Genomic DNA, 19,688 nt, shown 5'->3' on the forward strand with positions numbered 1-19,688 from the left:
TGACGACATTTTTCCGTGGTTAAGATTTCATGTAACAAAAGCAACTACTTATTCGCATTTACATACATCTTATGAAATTATTTCCAAATAGAAGTGATCTTGATGATATAGTGAGGAAGAAGGAGGTAGGTGAATGAAAGTAAACATTGATATTAACGAAAAGTATGATCAGCTTTCTATTACGATTCAAGCAAAAGAGTGGACGAAAGAGCTTGAAGAGATAGTGAGAAAATTACAAGGAGAAAGCTCTAGACGCATTATAGGGATTGACGAAGAACAGTCTATCTTATTATCTCCTGAAGAAATTGAATTTGTTTATGCAAAGGACCGTAAAGTGTTTGCCATAATAAATAAACAAGCAATTGAGTTAAGTATGAGGTTATATGAAATAGAGGAATTGCTGAAAAATCATGGCTTCACTAGGTTTTCGAAATCAGTCGTGGGAAACATCAATAAAATTGTGCGTTTTGAGTTGTCGTTTAACGGAAATTTGTGTGTTTACTTTCAATCTGGTAATAAAGAGTATGTATCAAGAAAGTATGTGCAGGAGATTAAAAAGAAGCTAATATTAGGAGTTGATTAAACATGATAATGGAAACATTGAAAAGAATTTTCATTGGTTTGGGCTTTAGTGCAGTTCTCATTTTTGGAACGGTAACTGTCTTAATGCTGTCCAATACTGAGGTGCCTGTATTAATCTTGTGGAACAACATGCTTGGAAGTATGATCATGGGAGCTTATTTTGGGGTGGCATCTCTCCTTTTTGAGATCGAGAATTGGAGCCCTCTTAAGCAAACCACCATTCACTTTTTACTCTCAATATCACTTTGGTTAATGTTGGCTATTACGATTGGATGGTTGCCTCTCACCTTAATGGCTCTGTTAGTTAGTATTGCAACTTTCATTGCCGTTTATCTCATTTTCTGGTCTAGTTACTATTATTACTTTAAATGGCAAGAAAAAGAAATGAACGGTTCAGTGAAATAATGATTTGTATTCTAAACATAGAACTCTAGCTAATTCCAAGAGCCCACTTTCAATAATTGTGGATACGTTGTTAAAACAACTTCAAACGCTTAAATTTTAAATTAGAAGCGAACAGTTATGACACTGTTCGCTTCTGTATACGCTTATTTTAAGAATGTGGGTAACTTGTCAATAGTAAATCGTTGTCTCTTTTGTTAAACAGATTTTTAATAGTTCCTTGTATAGAGTATATAATGAAGAAATGGTAATATATTCTAAGGGGAAGACCATAGCTGTATGAAAAAGGGGGATTCACAATCGACTATATAATATTTGCGCTATTTACTATAACGGGCACTTGTTTATTAATTGGTACAACAAAGCAAGAAAAAAAATGGCTTGGAGGCATCGGTGGGGTGATGCTGGTTGTTTTTATCGGTGTGAGTCAACTAATAAAGCTACAATCAGGTTTTTTTGAAAGTCGAACGACAGAAACATCAGAGGCAGTAGGACAATGGGTAGTACCTTGCTTCGTCATTTTAGCAATCTATTTACTTGGGCTAATAAATTATCGATTGATTAAAGTAGCATTAAAGCAACAAAGCTGGGTCAAATGGGGAGTTATCGCACTGGATATTTTATTAAGTCTTATCTACTTATCCGCGGGGGCGTTTGCATTATTTATCGTTACGTTCACCTATTTTCCGTTTGCACCATAAAGGTGAGGGTAGACATGCGAACCTAGTTCTAAGCTTGATGTAATACGTGTCTGATGAAGTTCAAAAGATTAGACAGATGTTCTTCTTCACTGTTATAGTTTCAAACTCTTCAGCACCTAAATAAGAAAAGATACAAAGCTGATAATTTAATAATTTTGAATACTAAAACTATATTAATCTAATTTTGTTTGTTGACAATTATTTTTGAGTTATGCTATTATTCTCTCATTGCTACTACTAAAAAACAGCTAATTAAATAATAGACTCTTATCCAGAGTGGCGGAGGGACTGGCCCTACGATGCCCGGCAACCGTTGGATCATATTGATCTAAGAAGGTGCTAAATCCTGCAAAGTATGATGCTTTGAAAGATGAGAGAAGGGAATGTAAAAAACCTTTCTGCTCATCTAGCAGAAAGGTTTTTTACATTAAACGTCAACAACTATATATAATGTTGCAATAAAGTTGAGTATTCTTATAGGGTAAGTATGCTGTAGGGGGAAGGAGAAACGGATGATTTCATTAACAGGTATTAAAAAAGTATTTCAAACTAAAAATGGCCCAGTTACAGCCGTTGATGGAATTAACCTAACTATCAATGAAGGTGAAATCTATGGTGTTATTGGATATAGTGGTGCGGGAAAAAGTACATTAATACGTATGCTGAACATGTTAGAGAGGCCAAGTGAGGGTAACGTTGTGGTTGCCGGAAGAAATCTGTCAGAACTAAAACAACCAGAACTTCGTAAAGCTAGACAGGAAATCGGGATGATTTTTCAGCATTTTAATTTACTTTGGTCTCGAACTGTTAGGCAAAATATTGCGTTTCCACTTGAAATAGCCGGGGTGAAAAAGGCAGAACGAATAAAACGAGTGGATGAATTGATTAAGCTTGTTGGCTTAGAAGGGCGTGAAGAAAGTTATCCTTCTCAACTGAGTGGAGGACAAAAGCAGCGTGTTGGTATTGCACGTGCGTTAGCGAATAACCCAAAGGTTCTTCTCTGTGACGAAGCAACATCGGCATTGGATCCCAAAACAACCGATTCGATTTTGGACTTGCTTGTAGATATTAACAAACGTTTAGGGCTTACTATTATTTTAATTACGCACGAAATGCATGTTATTCGAAAAATTTGCGATCAAGTTGCGGTTATGGAAGCTGGAAAAATTGTTGAACAAGGACCTGTGATAGAAGTATTCCGTAAACCGAAAGAGAAGATGACGAAGGAATTTGTTAAGCAAATTACGGTGACGGATGAAACCGTCGATGCTGTTGAACATATGCTTGCTGATTATCCGAACGGGCATGTGGTGCAGATGACGTTTGTCGGAGAAGAAGCGGAACGTCCATTGATTACTCAGTTGATTAGACAGTTTGATATAGAGGTTAATATCATCCAAGGAAAACTGACAAAAATACAAGATGGTTCGTACGGGACCTTATTTGTTGCTTTAACAGGTGACAAAGATGAAATCACTAAAGCAATTACATTTATCCGCGAAAAAGAAGTGGAAGTAGAGGTGATTGCCCATGCTTGATCAATGGTTTGGAAGAGTAAAGTGGGATCGGTTATGGGACGCCACGCTAGAAACTCTCTATATGACAGGTATTTCTATCGCAGCTACTTTTGTTATTGGCTTAATTCTTGGACTTGTTCTGTATTTAACGAGCAAAGGTAACCTTTATGAAAACAGGTGGATTAATACGATATTCAGTTTAATTGTAAATGTGTTTCGCTCGATTCCATTCATTATCTTAATTGTTTTATTAATCCCATTTACACGTATGTTAGTTGGTTCGATGCTTGGCGCAAATGCCGCGTTACCAGCCTTAATCATTGGTGCGGCTCCTTTTTATGCTCGTATGGTCGAGATGGCGTTAAGAGAAATTGACAAAGGTGTGATTGAAGCTTCGCAAGCAATGGGAGCAACGAAATGGGATATTATTAAAAAAGTGCTTATTCCGGAATCGCTACCAGCACTCATTTCTGGCATAACCGTAACAGCTATATCGTTAGTAAGTTTTACGGCGATGGCCGGTGTAATTGGGGCAGGGGGGCTTGGACACTTTGCATACCTTGAAGGATTTCAACGAAACAATAGTCAAATTACATTAGTTGCAACAGTAGTCATTTTAATTATTGTCTTTCTCATTCAATGGATTGGTGACTACTTTACAAATAAAACAGATAAACGATAACAGGGGGATTTTTATTATGAAAAAGTTTTTACGTTTAATGGGTGTAGCAGCATTATCCGCTTCTCTAGTAGCTTGCGGTACATCAGAAGAAGAAACAACAGAAAATACGGCTGGAGATGAAACGGAACAAGCTGAGTCTTCTACATTAGTAGTTGGAGCATCTGCTGTTCCACATACAGAAGTGCTTGAATACGTTCAACCACTTTTAGCTGAAGAAGGAATCGAGCTTGAAATTGTAACATTCCAAGATTATATTTTGCCAAACCAAGCTTTACGTGATGGAGATATTGATGCTAACTATTTCCAAACACCTGGTTACTTAGCAATGCAATTAGATGAAAATCCTGATTATGATTTTGTTGATATTGGTGCGATTCATGCTGAACCAATCGGTGTATACTCTAAGGAATATAGTAGCTTAGATGAGCTTCCAGAAGGTGCAACCATTATTATGAGTGATTCAATTAGCGATCACGGACGCATCCTACCAATTTTTGAAAAAGCAGGTCTTATCGAGCTTGATGTGGAAGAAGGAGCATTAGCAACAGTCGATAATATTGTATCAAACCCAAAAAACTTACAATTTGATAAGTTGCAAGTAGAAGCAAGAATGCTTGCTCCTTCATTTGAAGCTGGAGAAGGCGATGTGGTTGTGATTAACACGAACTATGCACTTGAAGGTGGAGTGGATATCGAGTCATACGGAATTGCGTTTGAGGGAGAAGATGTGCTTCAGCCTAACCTGATTGTTGTTCGTTCTGAAGACGAAACACGTGCTGAGATCTTAAAGTTAGTTGAAATCCTTCAATCTGAGGATGTTCAACAGTTCATTATTGAAACATACGATGGAGCCGTAATTCCATTAACAGGTAAATAATAGATAGGACAAAAGTTGAAAGCTGCTGAGATATGTTTCTCCGCAGCTTTTTAATTATATATGTCCAAAAAAAGTGGTTGGTTTGTAAGGTTTGAAACCTACGCATGACAGACTTAAAGACTGTCACCTTGAGCACTTTGTAAATATTGAAAAAACCAGATTCTGTAATAGAATCTGGTTTTTAAAGTCCGTATTAAATTACGCAAGTCTCGTTTTAAAATCTTCATATCCAAATTCGCGGACAATACGGTAATCGCCATCTTTATCTTTGACAGCGATCGCTGGCAGTGGCATGCCGTTAAAAGTCGTGTTTTTCACCATCGTATAAATAGCCATATCTCCAAACATTAAACGGTCGCCATTTTCTAATGGCTGATCAAAGGAATATTCTCCAATGACATCACCTGCTAGACACGTTTGTCCACCAAGGCGATACGTGTATGGCTTCTCATTTTTTTCTCCTGATCCAAAGAGAGGAGGACGGTAAGGCATTTCTAACACATCTGGCATATGACATGTTGCTGATGTATCAAGGATCGCAATCTCGATATCATTCTCAAGTTTATCAAGGACTGTTGTAACAAGATAGCCCGCATTAAGAGCAATGGCTTCTCCTGGTTCAAGGTACACTTCTAAATTGTACGTATCTTGCATTCTTTTAATGCATTTTTCAAGTAATGCAATGTCATAGTCTTCACGTGTAATGTGATGACCACCACCAAAGTTAATCCATTCTAATTGTGACAACCATGGTCCAAACTTTTCTTCTATAGCATTCAATGTTGTTTCTAAATCATCTGAGTTTTGTTCACAAAGTGTGTGAAAATGGAGCCCAGATACACCATCAAGTAATTCTGGGCGGAAGTTCTTAATCGTAACACCAAAGCGGGAGCCAGGAGAGCATGGATCATAGATCGCATGCCCAACTTGTGTTGAGTGTTCAGGATTGATACGTAACCCCACTTTTTTTCCAGCTGCTAGTACTTTGTCTTTAAACTTTTCGACTTGTGAGAACGAGTTAAAGATAATATGATCGCAATAAGAAATGATTTCGTCAATTTCATCATCACGATATGCTGGGGCAAAGCAATGGTTTTCTTTACCCATCTCTTCATAACCAAGACGCGCTTCATAGAGCCCACTCGACGCCGTACCACTCAAATATTTTCCGATTAATGGATAAAATTCGGACATGGAAAACGCCTTTTGAGCTAGGATAATTTTTGCATCTGTCCGTTCCATTACCCCGTTTAATATCTTCAGATTCTTTTCCAAAAGACTTTCATCTACTATATAACATGGTGTTGGTAATTCTTCAAATTTCATAATTAACGTACAGTCTCCGCTTCTTTAATTGGCTCATGATCGACAAGCTCTGGGTTAAAGCTTTCTTTCCAAGGCAATCCCCATTTGTTTAATGCTTCCATGAATGGATCTGGATCAAACTCTTCAATGTTGTAGACGCCCGCTTTATTCCATTTTCCTGTCATAATCATCATCGCACCAATCATCGCAGGAACACCAGTTGTATAAGAAACGGCCTGAGAACCAACTTCTTGGTAACATGCTTCATGGTCACATATGTTGTATACGTAATATGTTTTATCTTTTCCATCTTTTTTCCCTTTAAAAATACAACCAATGTTTGTTTTACCTTTTGTACGTGGACCAAGAGTAGATGGGTCAGGTAATAGTGCTTTTAAAAATTGAAGAGGCACAATTTGTTGTCCTTCGTATTCAATTGGCTCAATAGAAGTTAATCCAACATTTTCAAGACACTTCAAATGAGTAAGATAGCTCTCACCAAAAGTCATAAAGAAACGAATTCGCTTAATTCCAGGAATATTAACGGCAAGAGATTCAAGTTCTTCATGATACAATAAGTACATATCTTTTTCCCCGACTTCTGGGAAATTATAAACGCGCTTAATTTCCATAGGTTTTGTCTCTACCCATTCACCATTCTCCCAGTAGCGTCCGTTCGCCGAAACCTCACGGATGTTAATCTCAGGGTTGAAATTCGTTGCAAAAGGGTAGCCGTGATCTCCAGCGTTACAATCAAGAATATCGATGTACTCAATCTCATCAAAATGATGCTTTAGGGCATGTGCAGAAAAAACACCTGTTACACCAGGATCAAAACCACTTCCTAAAAGAGCAGTGATACCCGCTTTTTCGAAACGCTCGCGGTAATCCCACTGCCAGCTGTATTCAAATTTTGCTGTATCTTCTGGCTCGTAATTCGCTGTATCTAAATAGTGTGTTTTTGTAGCAAGACACGCATCCATGATCGTTAAATCTTGGTATGGAAGAGCTAAGTTCATAACGATATCTGGCTTAACTTCTTCAATTAATGCAATTAACTCATCTACATTGTTTGCATCCACTTGTGCAGTTGTAATTTTTGTTTTTCCACCATCAAGTTTTGCTTTTAGGTCGTCACATTTTGATTTCGTACGACTTGCAATACAAATCTCTTCGAAAACCTCGCTGTTTTGAACACATTTGTGGATGGCAACAGATGCGACTCCACCACAACCAATAATAAGTGCTTTTCCCATAATCCTATCTCCTTACTGATTAAATTTTACAAATAAAAAGAAGTTCTTAATAAACTCTTAGGATGTCTTTACCCAAAAAGGATATGCGTATAACTCCTCAAAAAACGTTTGAACAACAAAAAAGCAAGTGCCAAACGCATAATTGCGCACAACACTTGCTAAGATATCATCAATTACATTAAAAAGCAGAGTAATCCATGACAACAGTCATAAATATACGTGTCGAATATCATATTAGAAAAAAATATGATAGAAAGCTCTTTAATATTCAAAGTATCTTAAGTAGGGATCAGAGTCTATATAGCAAATAATTACTTTTTAGCACTCTTATTGACCGTTTCACAAGTTGATGTGCAAATGCACTGGTTGTAAAGTAACCAACTTATAAAATTTGAGCTTTTAACTCAATCAATAAGGCAACAAAGTTGCCAGTCGGCATTTGACCCAGCTGTCCGTATGGCCTTACCTTCCAGTAGGAAGTGGTCAAAATTATCTGCTTGGAAAGACCTGATGTAGTAAATTCAAACTCTCCAATTAATGCTCCTCTAGAGTAGCACATTTGAACAAAAATTCAATAGGAAAAAGTAAAAAAAAATAAAAAAGTACATTTAGTTTCTTTTCCCTAGAAAATAATACTCAATTATGTATGTAAAATAGTGTCTCGGAATTCTTTTTTGGAATAAAAGAGAGGAGGTGCAGAAAATGAGAGTATATGTACCCGGGTAGTGGAACAAAAAGGGATAAAGATCAAACAGCAGTTTGGAGGTGTCCTCAAGAGGCAGGTAGTACACCTTTTCTTGAGAACACCTTGTAAATATTACTTAGAGTGCTCTGTTAGCCATTCTTCAATTAGTGGGTAAGTGTGTTGAACCGCCCTTTTTCCTATTGTTACAGAGACATGACCAGCAGGAATTAGTTTGAATGTCTTGTCTTTACTAGAAATTTTGTCCATCAATTTTTCTGTTTGTTCAGGAATCGCAATGTGGTCACGATCTGCTGCGATGTTTAATACATTTGCTTTAATGTTTTTTAGCTCAACTTGTTGTCCACGAATATACAATTCATCATTGATCAGCTTATTTTTTTGGTAAAATTCCCCAATCCATTGCCTATAAGCTTCACCAGGGAATGGTACACCATCTCCAACCCATTTTTGCATGAGGGACCAGTTTTTAACGAAATCTTCGTTATCTGCACGGTCGGCTAGTGCAACATAGGGGCCAAAGTAGTTTACTAAAGGTTTTAATAGCTTATTTCCAAAATCAATGGTTTCTGCTGGAATATTGCCAAAAGTATCAACCATTAGATCTAAATTAAAATATTTTTCGTCCACCCAGTTTGTAAATAAGCCTGCATTACTAAAATCGAATGGGCTCGTCAAAAATACATTGTTACGAATAGGTAAATTCGGGTGTAGCGCTGTAAAGATAGCGGTTAATGTCCCACCTATGCAATAGCCAAGTAGGCTGATTTCGTCAGCTTGAGAAGTTTTAAGAACTTTTTTTACAGCGCGTGGGATATAATCCAACACGTAATCATCAAACTTCATATGTCGATCTTCATAACCTGGTGTTCCCCAATCTAACAAATAAACATCATGCCCTTTATCTGTTAAGTATTCAATTAGACTACTACCAGGAGCTAAGTCTAATATGTACGGCTTATTGATAAGAGCATAAATCATTAAAATCGGTACTTTATTTGTTTTTACTTTTGCGGGTTGATAGCGATAAAGCTTAGCCTTATTTTTCGTCCAAATAACCTCTTTCGGCGTTTGTCCTACTTTCGGCTCAGGTTCTTTTGTGAGGACATCCATCACTCGTTTAAATTTTTTATAATCTTTTTGTAACTCTTCTGGTACGGTGTCAAATAATGTTTCCATTGATTTGGTAGCAGAATAAACCATTGCCCCAGCTCCTTTTTCGTTAGCTTTTTTGTTCGTTACATGTACAAACCACCATTTACATTAATGCACTGACCAGTTATGTAACTGTTATTTGCTAAGAAAAGTACAGCATCAGCAATTTCAGATGTTTGGCCTAAGCGTTGCATTGGAATTTTACTAATTAATTGTTCTTTTACTTTTTCAGGAATTTCTTTCACCATTTCCGTTTCAATATAACCTGGACAAATAGCATTAACTGTAATACCACTTCTTGCTGTCTCTAACGCAAGTGATTTTGTGAAGCCAATCATTCCAGCCTTAGAAGCAGAGTAATTTGTTTGGCCGAAACCCCCAGCTTGACCGATGATCGAACTCATATTAATAATACGGCCAAATTTTTGTTCAAGCATTGGATTGATTACTGCTGAAGTTGTATGGTAGATGCTATTTAAATTTACATTAATAACTTCATTCCAATCTTTTTCACTAAGCTTTCGGAACGTACGATCTCTTGTAATACCAGCATTGTTAACCAGAATATCTACTTTCCCGTAGTAGTTTTGTGTATTTTCCACTAGGGATTGAGCTTCGTCAAAGTTAGCTACATTTGCTTGAAAGGAGACAGCGCTTCCGCCAAGTTGCTCAATTTCAAATAAAACTTCATCAGCAGCCTCTTTAGCTGAATTATAGTTAATGACAACTTGAGCACCTTTTTTCGCTAATTCTTTCGCAATTGTTGATCCAATTCCTCTAGATCCGCCTGTTACGATAGCTACTTTTCCTGCTAAACTTTTATTCTCACTTTGTTGTAATGCCGAGTCATTTAAGATAATTGTCATTGTACATTCCTCCGAGTTTTTATTTTTTAGTTTAAAAAGAAAAATGAATAGTGATTTTCTACAAAAAATTACTCGTTATCAGGCGATGAAGGTGGTGATGGTGTCGTATTTGTCGATGCATCATCTTCCTCATTTGATAAGATTTTTAGAATTTGAGTCATTTTCTTATCTAGCCTTGTAATGCTTGTTTTTAGCTTTGTTATTTCTGAGGAAACGTTTTGGTTCAGTAGCTCGTCCTCAATTTTTTCATCGAGATTTTCGACTTTTTCTTCTAGGTTGATAATAAGGGAGGCGACACTAGAAATTTCTTCTCGTGTAGGGACATTCATTTGTTTCAAGTACGTATCCGTTGCATTTTGAACGAATTGTTGATATTGAAGGTAGCCACTTTGTAAATGCCCCAGATATTCTGCATACTCTTCTGTTTTTAGCGTTTCGTGAATGGCATCGCTTAAATTTGATTCTGTTTGTTCATACATGCTTTTCCAAAGTGCAAAAGGATCTAACATCGTTTGTTTTGTCATGAATCAAACTCCTTTCTGAAAATTGTTAAGATTCGTCATCTTAATAGTAAATGTATATGTGCAAGATTTCGTCAAAAACTTTTCGTAAAATATATATAAAATTCGCTATAATCAGACATTTTCAAGGGGGATTTTGGCGGATGATGTATTTTCTTGGTGAATTATGGATAATGAAGTAAAGGTTGACATTCATTACCTATAGGTGTAAATTACACATATGGATTATTTATTATAATTTGATGAGAAGGTGAGAGAATGACTCCCAAGCGAAGTAGTGTAGACAAAACAAAAAGAGATACAGCAAGTGCTCCAAAAAATTTTATGATTCCTGTATTGCTACTCTTATTAAAAGACTGGAATGCACATGGATACGAATTAATGCAGAAGCTTACACAATTTGGGTTTCACTCTGTAGACCAAGGGAACTTCTATCGAATTCTTCGTCAACTTGAAAAAGATGAGCTTGTTACTTCTGTTTGGGATACAACCTCATCCGGTCCGGCAAAGCGCATTTATTCCATTACAAAAGCCGGAGAACAGTATCTAGATATATGGGCCGATTCACTAGAACAATATCAAAAGATGCTTAACCAATTTTTTAATATGTACACAAATTTCTTCACACCACCAAGATATGCATCAAAAAAAGAAGAAAATGAGGAGAAATAGAAAAACATCTTGGTTCAGTCACCCAAACACTTTAGTAATATAAACATTGCTTCCTAGCATTGTTTGTGTTGATATACCAAGGTTGATTCAGACTCTGGTAAAAATAATTTATATTGTGGAGGGATTATGATGGCGGCAAAAAAGGAAACAAATAACTCAACTAACGATGTGATGGGCAGTTACTTTAAAGATTGGTGGGGCAATGATTCTATTTTTGAAGAATTGGAGCAGCGAACACTTCAGGCTTTTGAAAATCAAAAAGAGTGGATTGAAGGCACAAGAGATCAGTTAGAGCAATTAGAAGAATATTCGAAAAAGATGACAACAGAATGGAAAACCAACACTCAATCTGTCTTTGAAAATTACAGCAAACAGCTAGGTGTGCAAGATTACCAAGAATGGTTAAATAAGCTTGAGGAAATTGGTCATAAGTCCCAAACGATTGCTAGTCTACCAGGTAAGGCTTCTCTTGATCTATATTCAAGATCGACGGAACAGCTACATGAAGCGTCTGTTCATGCGATCGCTCAAAATAAAAAAGTACGTGAAAAATCGATTAATGCATTTGAAGGGATGTTTGATCACTTGAGAAATACACAACCTCAAATGTTCAAGTTCTTTGATTTTTATGCGAGTAGTACTAAGTAAGTAACTAAGACGTTAAGGAAATCAAGCATATTCATTTAATTAAGGATTAACTAGTTGATTAGTTTAAATAATCCTAATTAAACGATTGTGAATGGCTCGTTTTCCTTCTTTTTTTGCTGTCTGTAAGCGATTTCTACCCTTTATTAAGTTGGGAAGAGAGAGGTTGTGCTATTTATGACCTCGGAACTTTTCTGGGTAAATACCTAATAGGTAAGGGGAACAGAAAATGAGATTAAAAGATAAAGTGGCAATTATAACAGGTGCATCACGTGGGATTGGGGAGGCAACAGCTAGAAAATTTGCCTTAGAAGGTGCAAAACTTGTTTTAGTCGATTTGAAAAAAGATGAAGTAGATCGTGTTTCACAAATAATAAAAGACCTTAATGGAGAGAGCATAGGGATTGATGTTGATGTAACAGACCGTGAAGAGGTCGAAAATTTGATGAAGAAAACGATTCATCATTATGGTCGAATCGACGTTGTCATTAATAATGCGGGTATAACTCAGGATGCAACACTAGTCAAGATGACCGAACAGCAATGGGACAGTGTGATTGATGTAAATTTAAAAGGAGTATTTAATGTTGCTCAAGAAGCTGCGAAAATTATGATTGAACAAAAAAGTGGTGTCATATTGAACGCTTCTTCAGTTGTTGGTCTATATGGTAATTTCGGTCAAACGAATTATGCTGCATCTAAATGGGGCGTTAATGGAATGACAAAATCGTGGGCAAAGGAATTAGGGAAGCATGGAATACGAGTTAATGCTATTGCTCCTGGTTTCATTGCAACTCCAATGGTAGACAAAATGCCGGATAAAGTAAAAGAAATGATGAGGAATAAATCGGTGTTAAATCGTATGGGTAAGCCAGAGGATATTGCAAATGGGTATGCATTCTTAGCTTCAGATGAGGCTGAATACATTACAGGAACCGTTTTAAGTATTGATGGAGGAACTGTTATTTAGTGCAAGTCACATAAACGTAATCCTCAGAATGGCAAGAGGGAAGAGAGGCTATCTTTTCAAAAGGTAGCCTTTATTAGTTAAATGTGGCTTTGAGGTCGATAAATCTATTTATCTATTTCTCTTGTAAATTCCGATAAAACGGAATTTTTTTTACTAAATCATTCCGTTTTATCGGAATATTCCAATAAAACGGAATGAGAATGATTGGGTTTACTGTTACATGATGATATATTTTGAAAATAATTGACAATTTTTTTGGACTAACTGGTCTGTTTGGTGACGTGTGAAAACTATTAAAAATACTTTTCTTGTAACATTACTAGAGAATTGGCATAAATCTTGCTATAGAGAATGGTGAAGTACATATTCTTTAGAAGGATAAGCTTTTAACCCACCTTAGAGTAACAGAAGCTAAATGATCATTCTCAGCTAGATCGTGGTTTTATAAGTGCAATTAAAACATTTATATTAGGGGGTTTTTTCATGAGAGAGGTTGTTATTGTAAGCGCTGTTCGTACGGCAATTGGTAATTTTATGGGTTCGCTTAGTCAAACACCAGCAACAGAATTAGGAGCCATTGTTATTAAGGAGGCTCTACATCGAGCTGGATTAAAGGGAGAACAAGTAGATGAAGTGATTATGGGTAATGTTCTTCAAGCAGGGCTAGGTCAAGGACCTGCTCGACAAGCTGCTATTAAAGCAGGGATTCCAAATAGTGTTCCTTCCACTACAATTAATAAGCTATGTGGATCTGGTCTAAAGGCGGTGCATTACGCAGCACAAGCTATTCAATTAGAAGAGGCTGAGATTGTTGTTGCGGGTGGAATGGAAAATATGAGTCTTGCTCCTTATCTTCAAATGGATGCTCGTACAGGATATAGAATGGGCAATGGCAAAATAATAGATAGCATGATCCAAGATGGATTGCAATGTGCTGTTAATAGCTATCACATGGGGGTTACTGCTGAAAATCTTGCAGAGAAATATGAATTAAACCGTGATAGTCAAGATGAATTTGCTGCCTGGAGCCAGCAAAAAGCCGAGGCTGCAATGAATGAAGAAAAGTTCAATGATGAGATTGTCCCTGTAGAGATTCCTCAACGTAAGGGAGATCCACTTGTTTTTGATAAAGATGAATTTCCAAGAGCGGGAATTACGGCAGCTAAGCTTAGTAAGTTAAAGCCGGCCTTCAAAAAGGACGGCTCTGTAACGCCTGGAAATGCTTCTGGTATTAATGATGGAGCAGCTGCATTAGTTCTTATGAGTCGAGAAAAAGCTGAAGCGTTAGGTATCAAACCATTAGCTGTTTTGAGAGGAAATGCCTCTGTTGGTGTTGATCCAGAAATTATGGGGATTGGACCAGTGCCAGCATCTAATAAAGCTTTAGAAAAAGCCGGTTTGTCATTGGATCACATCGATTTGATCGAAGCAAATGAGGCTTTTGCAGCGCAAGCGTTAGCTGTAGGTAGTGAATTAGCCATTCCTAAAGAAAAACTAAATGTAAATGGTGGCGCAATTGCTTTAGGACATCCAATTGGAGCAAGTGGTGCGAGAGTACTTGTTACATTGCTTCATGAAATGAAGCGTCGCGAAGTTCGTTATGGCTTGGCTACTCTTTGTATCGGTGGTGGAATGGGCGTAGCGAGTGTAGTTGAAACAATTTAAGTAGTATAGATCAAAATCGTAATGCTCGTTTATAATGGAGGAACAACAATGGAAAGTAAAGTAACGTTTATAACGGGCGCTGCAAGTGGGATTGGTTACCAAATTGGAGAATCCTTTCTTAAGGATGGATCAAAAGTTGTGTTTACAGATATTGATGAAGAAAAAGTGAAAGAAGTAACAGCAGACTTAAGAGAGCAAGGATATGATTGCTTAGGATTAAAAGTCGATGTAACTCAAGAGGAAGATATTAAAAAGGCAATAGATGCAACGATTGAAACATACGGTAGACTTGATGTCCTTCTAAATAATGCAGGCCTACAGCACGTTTCACCGATTGAAGAATTTCCAACTGAAAAATTTGAATTCATGATAAAAGTAATGCAAATCGCACCATTTATTGCGATGAAGCATGTGATACCGATCATGAAGAAGCAACAGTTTGGACGAATTATTAATATGGCATCCATTAATGGAGTTATAGGTTTTTCTGGAAAAGCAGCTTATAACAGTGCCAAACATGGGGTAATTGGTTTAACTAAAGTAGCCGCTCTTGAAACGGCAGAACATAATATTACAGTGAATGCTCTTTGCCCAGGTTACGTGGATACTCCTCTCGTTCGTGGACAATTTGAGGATTTAGCTAAAACCCGTAATGTTCCTGTTGAAAAAGTGAAAGAAGAGGTATTATACCCACTAGTACCACAAAAACGCTTATTATCTGTTCAAGAAATTGCTGATTATGCCCTATTTTTAAGTAGTGAAAAAGCAAAAGGTGTTACAGGACAAGCCGTTTTGTTAGACGGTGGGTATACGGCACAGTAAAAACTTCTTCATATGGTTCAGAATAGGCTACGTACAAGTACATCGGGAGTTTGGCAATAGCAAAGTCGATTCCATCCGTTACTTAGGGATGTCCAAAAGATTTTTTGGACATCCCTTTCTCTATTTTTACCAACAAAGGATAGAAATTTTGTTATAATGATGCTATCGATTGGGGGGGAACCAATGAAGTTAGAGATGAGAAGGCTTTCATTTGAATGGTTAATGGAAATTATTCAATTATGCATCGAGCGCATCATTGTAGTCGATCGAGATGGAATCGTTATTTACATAGATGGGGCCTATTGTGAATTTTTAGGAATATCGTTTGAAGAGGCAATCGGTCGTCCAGTTCAAGCCATCATTGAAAATACACGAATGCATATTGTAGCTAGAACAGGTCAAAAGGAAATAGAGCACCTGCATCCAATAAACGGAAGTGTTATGATAGCGAATCGCTACCCTATTTTTATAGAAGGTCAATTAGTTGGGGCTTTAGGAACTGTTATCTACTCCGATCCAGACAATGTTAGAGCTCAAAAAAATAAAATAACAAATCTGTGCAATGCTTTGAATCTTTATAAAAATAAAGCATTAAATGAAGGAACATGTAAATATACGTTTGATGACTTAGTTGGAGATAGTTATGAATTTCAGGTGGCGAAAGCATTAGGAGAAAAGGTAGCAAGAAATGACTCTTCAGTATTGGTAACTGGAGAAACTGGCACAGGAAAAGAATTATTTGCTCATGCCATACACCATAGCAGTATGCGGAGTGACTTCCCTTTTGTGGCAATTAATTGTGCGTCTATCCCTGAATTGTTGTTTGAAACAGAGCTATTTGGTTATGAAGATGGTGCTTTTACAGGAGCGAAAAAAGGTGGAAAACTAGGCCTTTTAAAGTTGGCAAATAAGGGGACAATTTTTCTTGATGAAATTGGGGATATGCCTCTTTCTGTACAAAGTAAGTTACTTAGAGCGCTGCAAGAAAAAGAAATCCAACCTGTTGCAGGTCAAAAATCAATACCAATTGATATACGACTGATTGCGGCAACCAATCGAGATTTAGAAAAAATGGTACAGGAAGGAACGTTTCGTCAAGATCTCTTTTACCGATTAAATGTCATAAGTATAGAAATCCCTCCTCTTAGAAAAAGAAAAGAGGATATAGAAGCTATCTCGCAATATCTACTACGAAAGATCGAGAGAAGGTTTTATAAAAAGGGGACGATGTTGTCATCAGAAGTGGTAGACAAGCTCCAACGACACATGTGGCCTGGGAATATACGGGAGCTAGAAAACGTATTAGAACGAGCTATCAATGTATTGGATGGGACTGTTATAACATTAGAGCATTTACCACTTTACATAAAGGATCAAGCTGATCATTCCATTAAACAAGAACCACCTATTAATAACGCAAGCACAAACGGGACTGTTCAAACGATTCAACCATTAAAAGAGACATTAGCTCAAGCTGAGAAAAGGGCACTTGTTCATGCACTTACCGTTACAAGTGGGGATAAACTAGCTGCGGCAAAATTACTTGGAATTGGAAAGACAAGCTTTTATGATAAGTGTAAATTATATGGAGTTAAATAAAAGTGCCTGACCTTTGTTTAAATTGACAAGGGTCAGGCACTTTTTATGTAATGGCTGGGCTAGCAGGATTCGAACCTACGCATGACGGAGTCAAAGTCCGTTGCCTTACCGCTTGGCTATAGCCCATCGTTGCGACATTTATATCATATGCTTTTCGACAAATATTATACGGGATAACGATCATTTTTTGCCGTTTGCTTGGAGAAAGGGAGTAACACCTCTCCGTTCCTATTAGAAAGCGCGTTAATAAAAAGGAAACATGCATAAGTAAAAAATATTTTGAAAAAATAACGAAGAACCATTTCTAAAGGAGGGATTCGATTGGCAACTGGAAAAAGTTTTAATCATAAAAGAAAAGGTCATCCCGGTGCATTTCCAAAAGAAGGTGAAATGAAAAAGCCGAAAAATAATATAGAAGAAGATGGATATTTGGTTGAAAAAGAGGCTTTTCGAAATCGCGTGACTGAGGAGTAGCAATTTGTTTTAGATCAAAAAAGGTGGCAATCACTTAGTTTAATAAGTGATTGTCACCTTTGTAGTGAATGAAACGCTAGAGAGATCAGGTTATTCTAGAACCTTTGGGAGAGAATCGACTAAGTCAAAATCACTTTCATTCACTAAGTTCAAGTTCTCGTGTATGAGGTAATTGTACTTAGAGCGATCAACAGAAGTGAAAGTATCAGGCGTATAAAAGCGTAACAAGTCCCCGTTGACAACAAGATCTGAGAAGGCGAGTTTTTGTCTTGTTGTTTCCTGAAGTTGGTTTGCTTCTTCCATTCGCTCGTCTTCAAGTAGCTGACCTGTCACAGAATTATAAAACTTACCATCTGCAGCAGTGATCGTGGAACTCACGAAGTCTCCATTTCTAAAAGGGATAAGATCATCATGTTGGTCAGATAGAAGGTCCGTGCCAAAATGAACATAGGATTTCGTGTCCTTACCAAGCAAATGAAGAAGGGTTGGGAGAAGGTCAATTTGTCCGCCGTATTCCTCAATTACTTTACCTTCTATTCCTGGAACACGAATGAATAAAGGTGTCCGCTGTAACCCAGCACTTTCATAAGGTGTAACTTCTTTGCCGATTACTTCTTTCATGGCTCGGTTATGATTATTTGAAATTCCATAATGATCCCCATACATAATAATAATAGACTCATCATATAGCCCAGCTTCTTTTAAATAAGTGAAAAATTGCTCTAACGCTTCGTCTGCATATCGGGCTGTTTGGAAGAAATTATCAACTGTCCTATTACCGGTTGTATGCGGCGCAAGTGTTGCGTCTTCTTCGTCAAGCGTAAACGGAAAATGATGAGTAACTGTAATGAAATTAGCATAAAAAGGCTGAGGCAATGACTGTAAATAAGGCATGGCTTGTTCAAAAAATGGTTTGTCCATTAGGCCGTAATTTGCTAAGTCTTCTTCCTTCATATTGAAATATCTTGAATCGTAAAACCGATCATATCCGAGTGATTTATAAATTTCATTGCGATTCCAGAAGGTTCCCGTATTTCCATGAAGCACCGCTGATGTGTATCCTTCTTGCCCCAATATAGCTGGAGCTGCATGATAAGTGTTTAGTCCTTTTGTTGTAAAAGCAGCACCTTGCGGCAAACCATAGAGAGAATTGGCTACCATAAATTCAGCGTCAGCTGTTTTTCCTTGTGCTGTTTGGTGAAAGAAATTAGGGAAGTAAAGAGTGTGTTTTTCGTTCGTCAATGAATTTAAGAATGGTGTGACTTCTTCACCGTGTAGTTCATAATCAATTAGGAAAGTTTGAATGGATTCCATGTGTACATAAATAACATTCAAGCCTTCCCCAGTCCCAAAATAGTCAGGATTAGGTTCTGCGTAATTTGATCTTGTATAATGTAATACTTCGGTTATTTGATTGCTATCGGCAAACACTCTTTGTGTCGATGCTTTCGTGCTAAGAACTGCATCATAAATCGTGTAATTGTACATTCCTAAATACTTAACAATGTAGTTACGGTCAAATCCTCTAGTTAGTAAATCTGGTCGATCGGATTCTGCAATGGCTAAATTGACACCTGAAATACTTAAAGCAACTAAGAACAAAGCTGATAGCTTTAATGGAGTCATTTCCTTCACTTCTACTTTTTTATGAATCATTGTTAGCATGACAACAAGGAGAATCACATCAGCAAACAATAAAATATCCAATGGTTGTAAGAGGGTAGTAATACTACTACTTACATCTCCGAAGTTTTGGGTCTGTGCCAAGTTTGGCCATGTAATAAAATCATTAAAAAAACGATAGTACAACACATTGGCGTATAAAAGAAAAGATAGTAGAAAATCAATTATGATCAGAACTATATATTTTTTCTTTCCTTTAAAGAAAAAGGCTAGTCCCAAAAAAAGTAACGCTGAACCTAATGGGTTTAAAAATAATAAAAATTGTTGAGTTGTGTTTTCGATCCCAAGGTTAAATTGTGTTGATTGAACGAAATACGTCTTCAACCATAGAAGCACAACTGCCGTAAAGAAAAACAAAGTATAGGGATTGCTACTTTGTTTTTTGAAGAAGAAAGTTTTCATTTTTTATCCGTCCTTTTTATATGAAAAAATTGTTACTCGTTTATTCAATCTATGTTAAAAGCAGAGATCTCCTAAACTATTAAATCCATTTTTTGTAAAAGATAAAAAGAGTTTACCATGACGCGCGCTTAAAAGAAACTATTTTAACACGCTTCATTCTAATATTCTATCTTTTATTATAGTGATGTT

19 protein-coding genes, 1 tRNA gene and 1 riboswitch are annotated in these 19,688 nt (G+C 36.9%); of the genes, 13 read left to right on the top strand and 7 right to left on the bottom strand.

The genetic code is table 11. From position 1 onward, the window contains the following. The first annotated feature begins 133 nt into the window (after window positions 1–133). The 6 genes from N0O92_RS07835 to N0O92_RS07860 all read left to right on the top strand — a co-directional run bounded on the left by N0O92_RS07835 (window position 134) and on the right by N0O92_RS07860 (window position 4,761). Window positions 134–583 (top strand): LytTR family DNA-binding domain-containing protein, encoded by a 450-nt coding sequence (locus N0O92_RS07835; RefSeq protein WP_315614117.1) that lies wholly within the window; start codon window positions 134–136, stop codon window positions 581–583. A gap of 2 nt (window positions 584–585) precedes the next feature. Then, a complete protein-coding gene (locus N0O92_RS07840) occupies window positions 586–987 on the top strand; it encodes a DUF3021 domain-containing protein (RefSeq protein ID WP_315614118.1) in 402 nt (133 codons plus the stop codon). A gap of 395 nt (window positions 988–1,382) precedes the next feature. Beyond that, on the top strand, window positions 1,383–1,685 hold the full coding sequence (locus N0O92_RS07845; RefSeq protein WP_315614119.1) for a hypothetical protein: 303 nt from the start codon (window positions 1,383–1,385) through the stop codon (window positions 1,683–1,685). A 264-nt stretch (window positions 1,686–1,949) separates the two neighbouring features. After that, a riboswitch (SAM riboswitch) is annotated at window positions 1,950–2,062 on the top strand. A gap of 135 nt (window positions 2,063–2,197) precedes the next feature. After that, on the top strand, window positions 2,198–3,223 hold the full coding sequence (locus N0O92_RS07850) for a methionine ABC transporter ATP-binding protein (protein ID WP_315614120.1): 1,026 nt from the start codon (window positions 2,198–2,200) through the stop codon (window positions 3,221–3,223). Beyond that, window positions 3,216–3,884, top strand: a complete 669-nt coding sequence (locus tag N0O92_RS07855; protein WP_315614121.1) for a methionine ABC transporter permease — start codon at window positions 3,216–3,218, stop codon at window positions 3,882–3,884. The genes N0O92_RS07850 and N0O92_RS07855 overlap by 8 nt, the downstream gene beginning before the upstream one ends. A 16-nt stretch (window positions 3,885–3,900) precedes the next feature. Then, window positions 3,901–4,761, top strand: a complete 861-nt coding sequence (locus N0O92_RS07860) for a MetQ/NlpA family ABC transporter substrate-binding protein (RefSeq protein WP_315614122.1) — start codon at window positions 3,901–3,903, stop codon at window positions 4,759–4,761. A gap of 198 nt (window positions 4,762–4,959) precedes the next feature. Here N0O92_RS07860 and nspC read toward each other — a convergent pair whose 3' ends face one another. The 5 genes from nspC to N0O92_RS07885 form a co-directional block, all read right to left on the bottom strand. After that, window positions 4,960–6,087 carry a carboxynorspermidine decarboxylase gene (gene nspC / locus N0O92_RS07865; protein WP_315614123.1) on the bottom strand — a complete coding sequence of 376 codons (1,128 nt, stop codon included), beginning with the start codon at window positions 6,085–6,087 and terminating at the stop codon, window positions 4,960–4,962. A gap of 2 nt (window positions 6,088–6,089) precedes the next feature. After that, a complete protein-coding gene (locus N0O92_RS07870; RefSeq protein ID WP_315614124.1) occupies window positions 6,090–7,322 on the bottom strand; it encodes a saccharopine dehydrogenase family protein in 1,233 nt (410 codons plus the stop codon). A gap of 817 nt (window positions 7,323–8,139) precedes the next feature. After that, window positions 8,140–9,228 (bottom strand): class III poly(R)-hydroxyalkanoic acid synthase subunit PhaC, encoded by a 1,089-nt coding sequence (gene phaC / locus N0O92_RS07875; protein ID WP_315614125.1) that lies wholly within the window; start codon window positions 9,226–9,228, stop codon window positions 8,140–8,142. A 35-nt stretch (window positions 9,229–9,263) separates the two neighbouring features. Next, entirely contained in the window at window positions 9,264–10,046 is a 783-nt protein-coding gene (fabG, locus tag N0O92_RS07880) for a 3-oxoacyl-[acyl-carrier-protein] reductase (protein ID WP_315614126.1), read from the bottom strand. Window positions 10,047–10,114: 68 nt separating this feature from the next. After that, window positions 10,115–10,570: a poly(R)-hydroxyalkanoic acid synthase subunit PhaE gene (locus N0O92_RS07885; RefSeq protein WP_315614127.1), complete on the bottom strand. Its 456-nt coding sequence runs from the start codon at window positions 10,568–10,570 to the stop codon at window positions 10,115–10,117. A gap of 255 nt (window positions 10,571–10,825) precedes the next feature. Here N0O92_RS07885 and phaQ point away from each other — a divergent pair, with 255 nt between their 5' ends. The 6 genes from phaQ (at window position 10,826) to N0O92_RS07915 (ending at window position 16,940) form a co-directional block, all read left to right on the top strand. Beyond that, the gene (gene phaQ / locus N0O92_RS07890) at window positions 10,826–11,239 is read left to right on the top strand and encodes a poly-beta-hydroxybutyrate-responsive repressor (RefSeq protein ID WP_315614128.1); all 414 of its coding nucleotides are present in this window, start codon (window positions 10,826–10,828) and stop codon (window positions 11,237–11,239) included. A gap of 129 nt (window positions 11,240–11,368) precedes the next feature. After that, window positions 11,369–11,887, top strand: a complete 519-nt coding sequence (locus N0O92_RS07895) for a hypothetical protein (RefSeq protein ID WP_315614129.1) — start codon at window positions 11,369–11,371, stop codon at window positions 11,885–11,887. 226 nt (window positions 11,888–12,113) lie between these two features. Beyond that, window positions 12,114–12,854, top strand: coding sequence for a 3-oxoacyl-[acyl-carrier-protein] reductase (gene fabG, locus N0O92_RS07900; RefSeq protein WP_315614130.1), 741 nt, complete (start codon window positions 12,114–12,116; stop codon window positions 12,852–12,854). Window positions 12,855–13,337: 483 nt separating this feature from the next. Then, entirely contained in the window at window positions 13,338–14,519 is a 1,182-nt protein-coding gene (locus N0O92_RS07905) for an acetyl-CoA C-acetyltransferase (RefSeq protein WP_315614131.1), read from the top strand. A 48-nt stretch (window positions 14,520–14,567) separates the two neighbouring features. After that, the gene (locus tag N0O92_RS07910; RefSeq protein WP_315614132.1) at window positions 14,568–15,341 is read left to right on the top strand and encodes a 3-hydroxybutyrate dehydrogenase; all 774 of its coding nucleotides are present in this window, start codon (window positions 14,568–14,570) and stop codon (window positions 15,339–15,341) included. Between the two features lie 183 nt (window positions 15,342–15,524). Beyond that, window positions 15,525–16,940, top strand: a complete 1,416-nt coding sequence (locus N0O92_RS07915; protein ID WP_315614133.1) for a sigma-54 interaction domain-containing protein — start codon at window positions 15,525–15,527, stop codon at window positions 16,938–16,940. Between the two features lie 51 nt (window positions 16,941–16,991). Here the strand turns inward: N0O92_RS07915 and N0O92_RS07920 are convergent. Then, a tRNA-Gln gene (locus N0O92_RS07920) sits at window positions 16,992–17,066 on the bottom strand. Between the two features lie 195 nt (window positions 17,067–17,261). Here N0O92_RS07920 and N0O92_RS07925 point away from each other — a divergent pair. Then, window positions 17,262–17,414, top strand: a complete 153-nt coding sequence (locus tag N0O92_RS07925) for a hypothetical protein (RefSeq protein WP_315614134.1) — start codon at window positions 17,262–17,264, stop codon at window positions 17,412–17,414. A 90-nt stretch (window positions 17,415–17,504) separates the two neighbouring features. Here N0O92_RS07925 and ltaS read toward each other — a convergent pair whose 3' ends face one another. Then, a complete protein-coding gene (gene ltaS / locus N0O92_RS07930) occupies window positions 17,505–19,499 on the bottom strand; it encodes a lipoteichoic acid synthase (RefSeq protein ID WP_315614135.1) in 1,995 nt (664 codons plus the stop codon). Between the last annotated feature and the right edge of the window lie 189 nt (window positions 19,500–19,688).

Source organism: Alkalihalobacillus sp. MEB130 (assembly GCF_032335535.1).
Classification (GTDB): domain Bacteria; phylum Bacillota; class Bacilli; order Bacillales; family Bacillaceae_D; genus Halalkalibacter.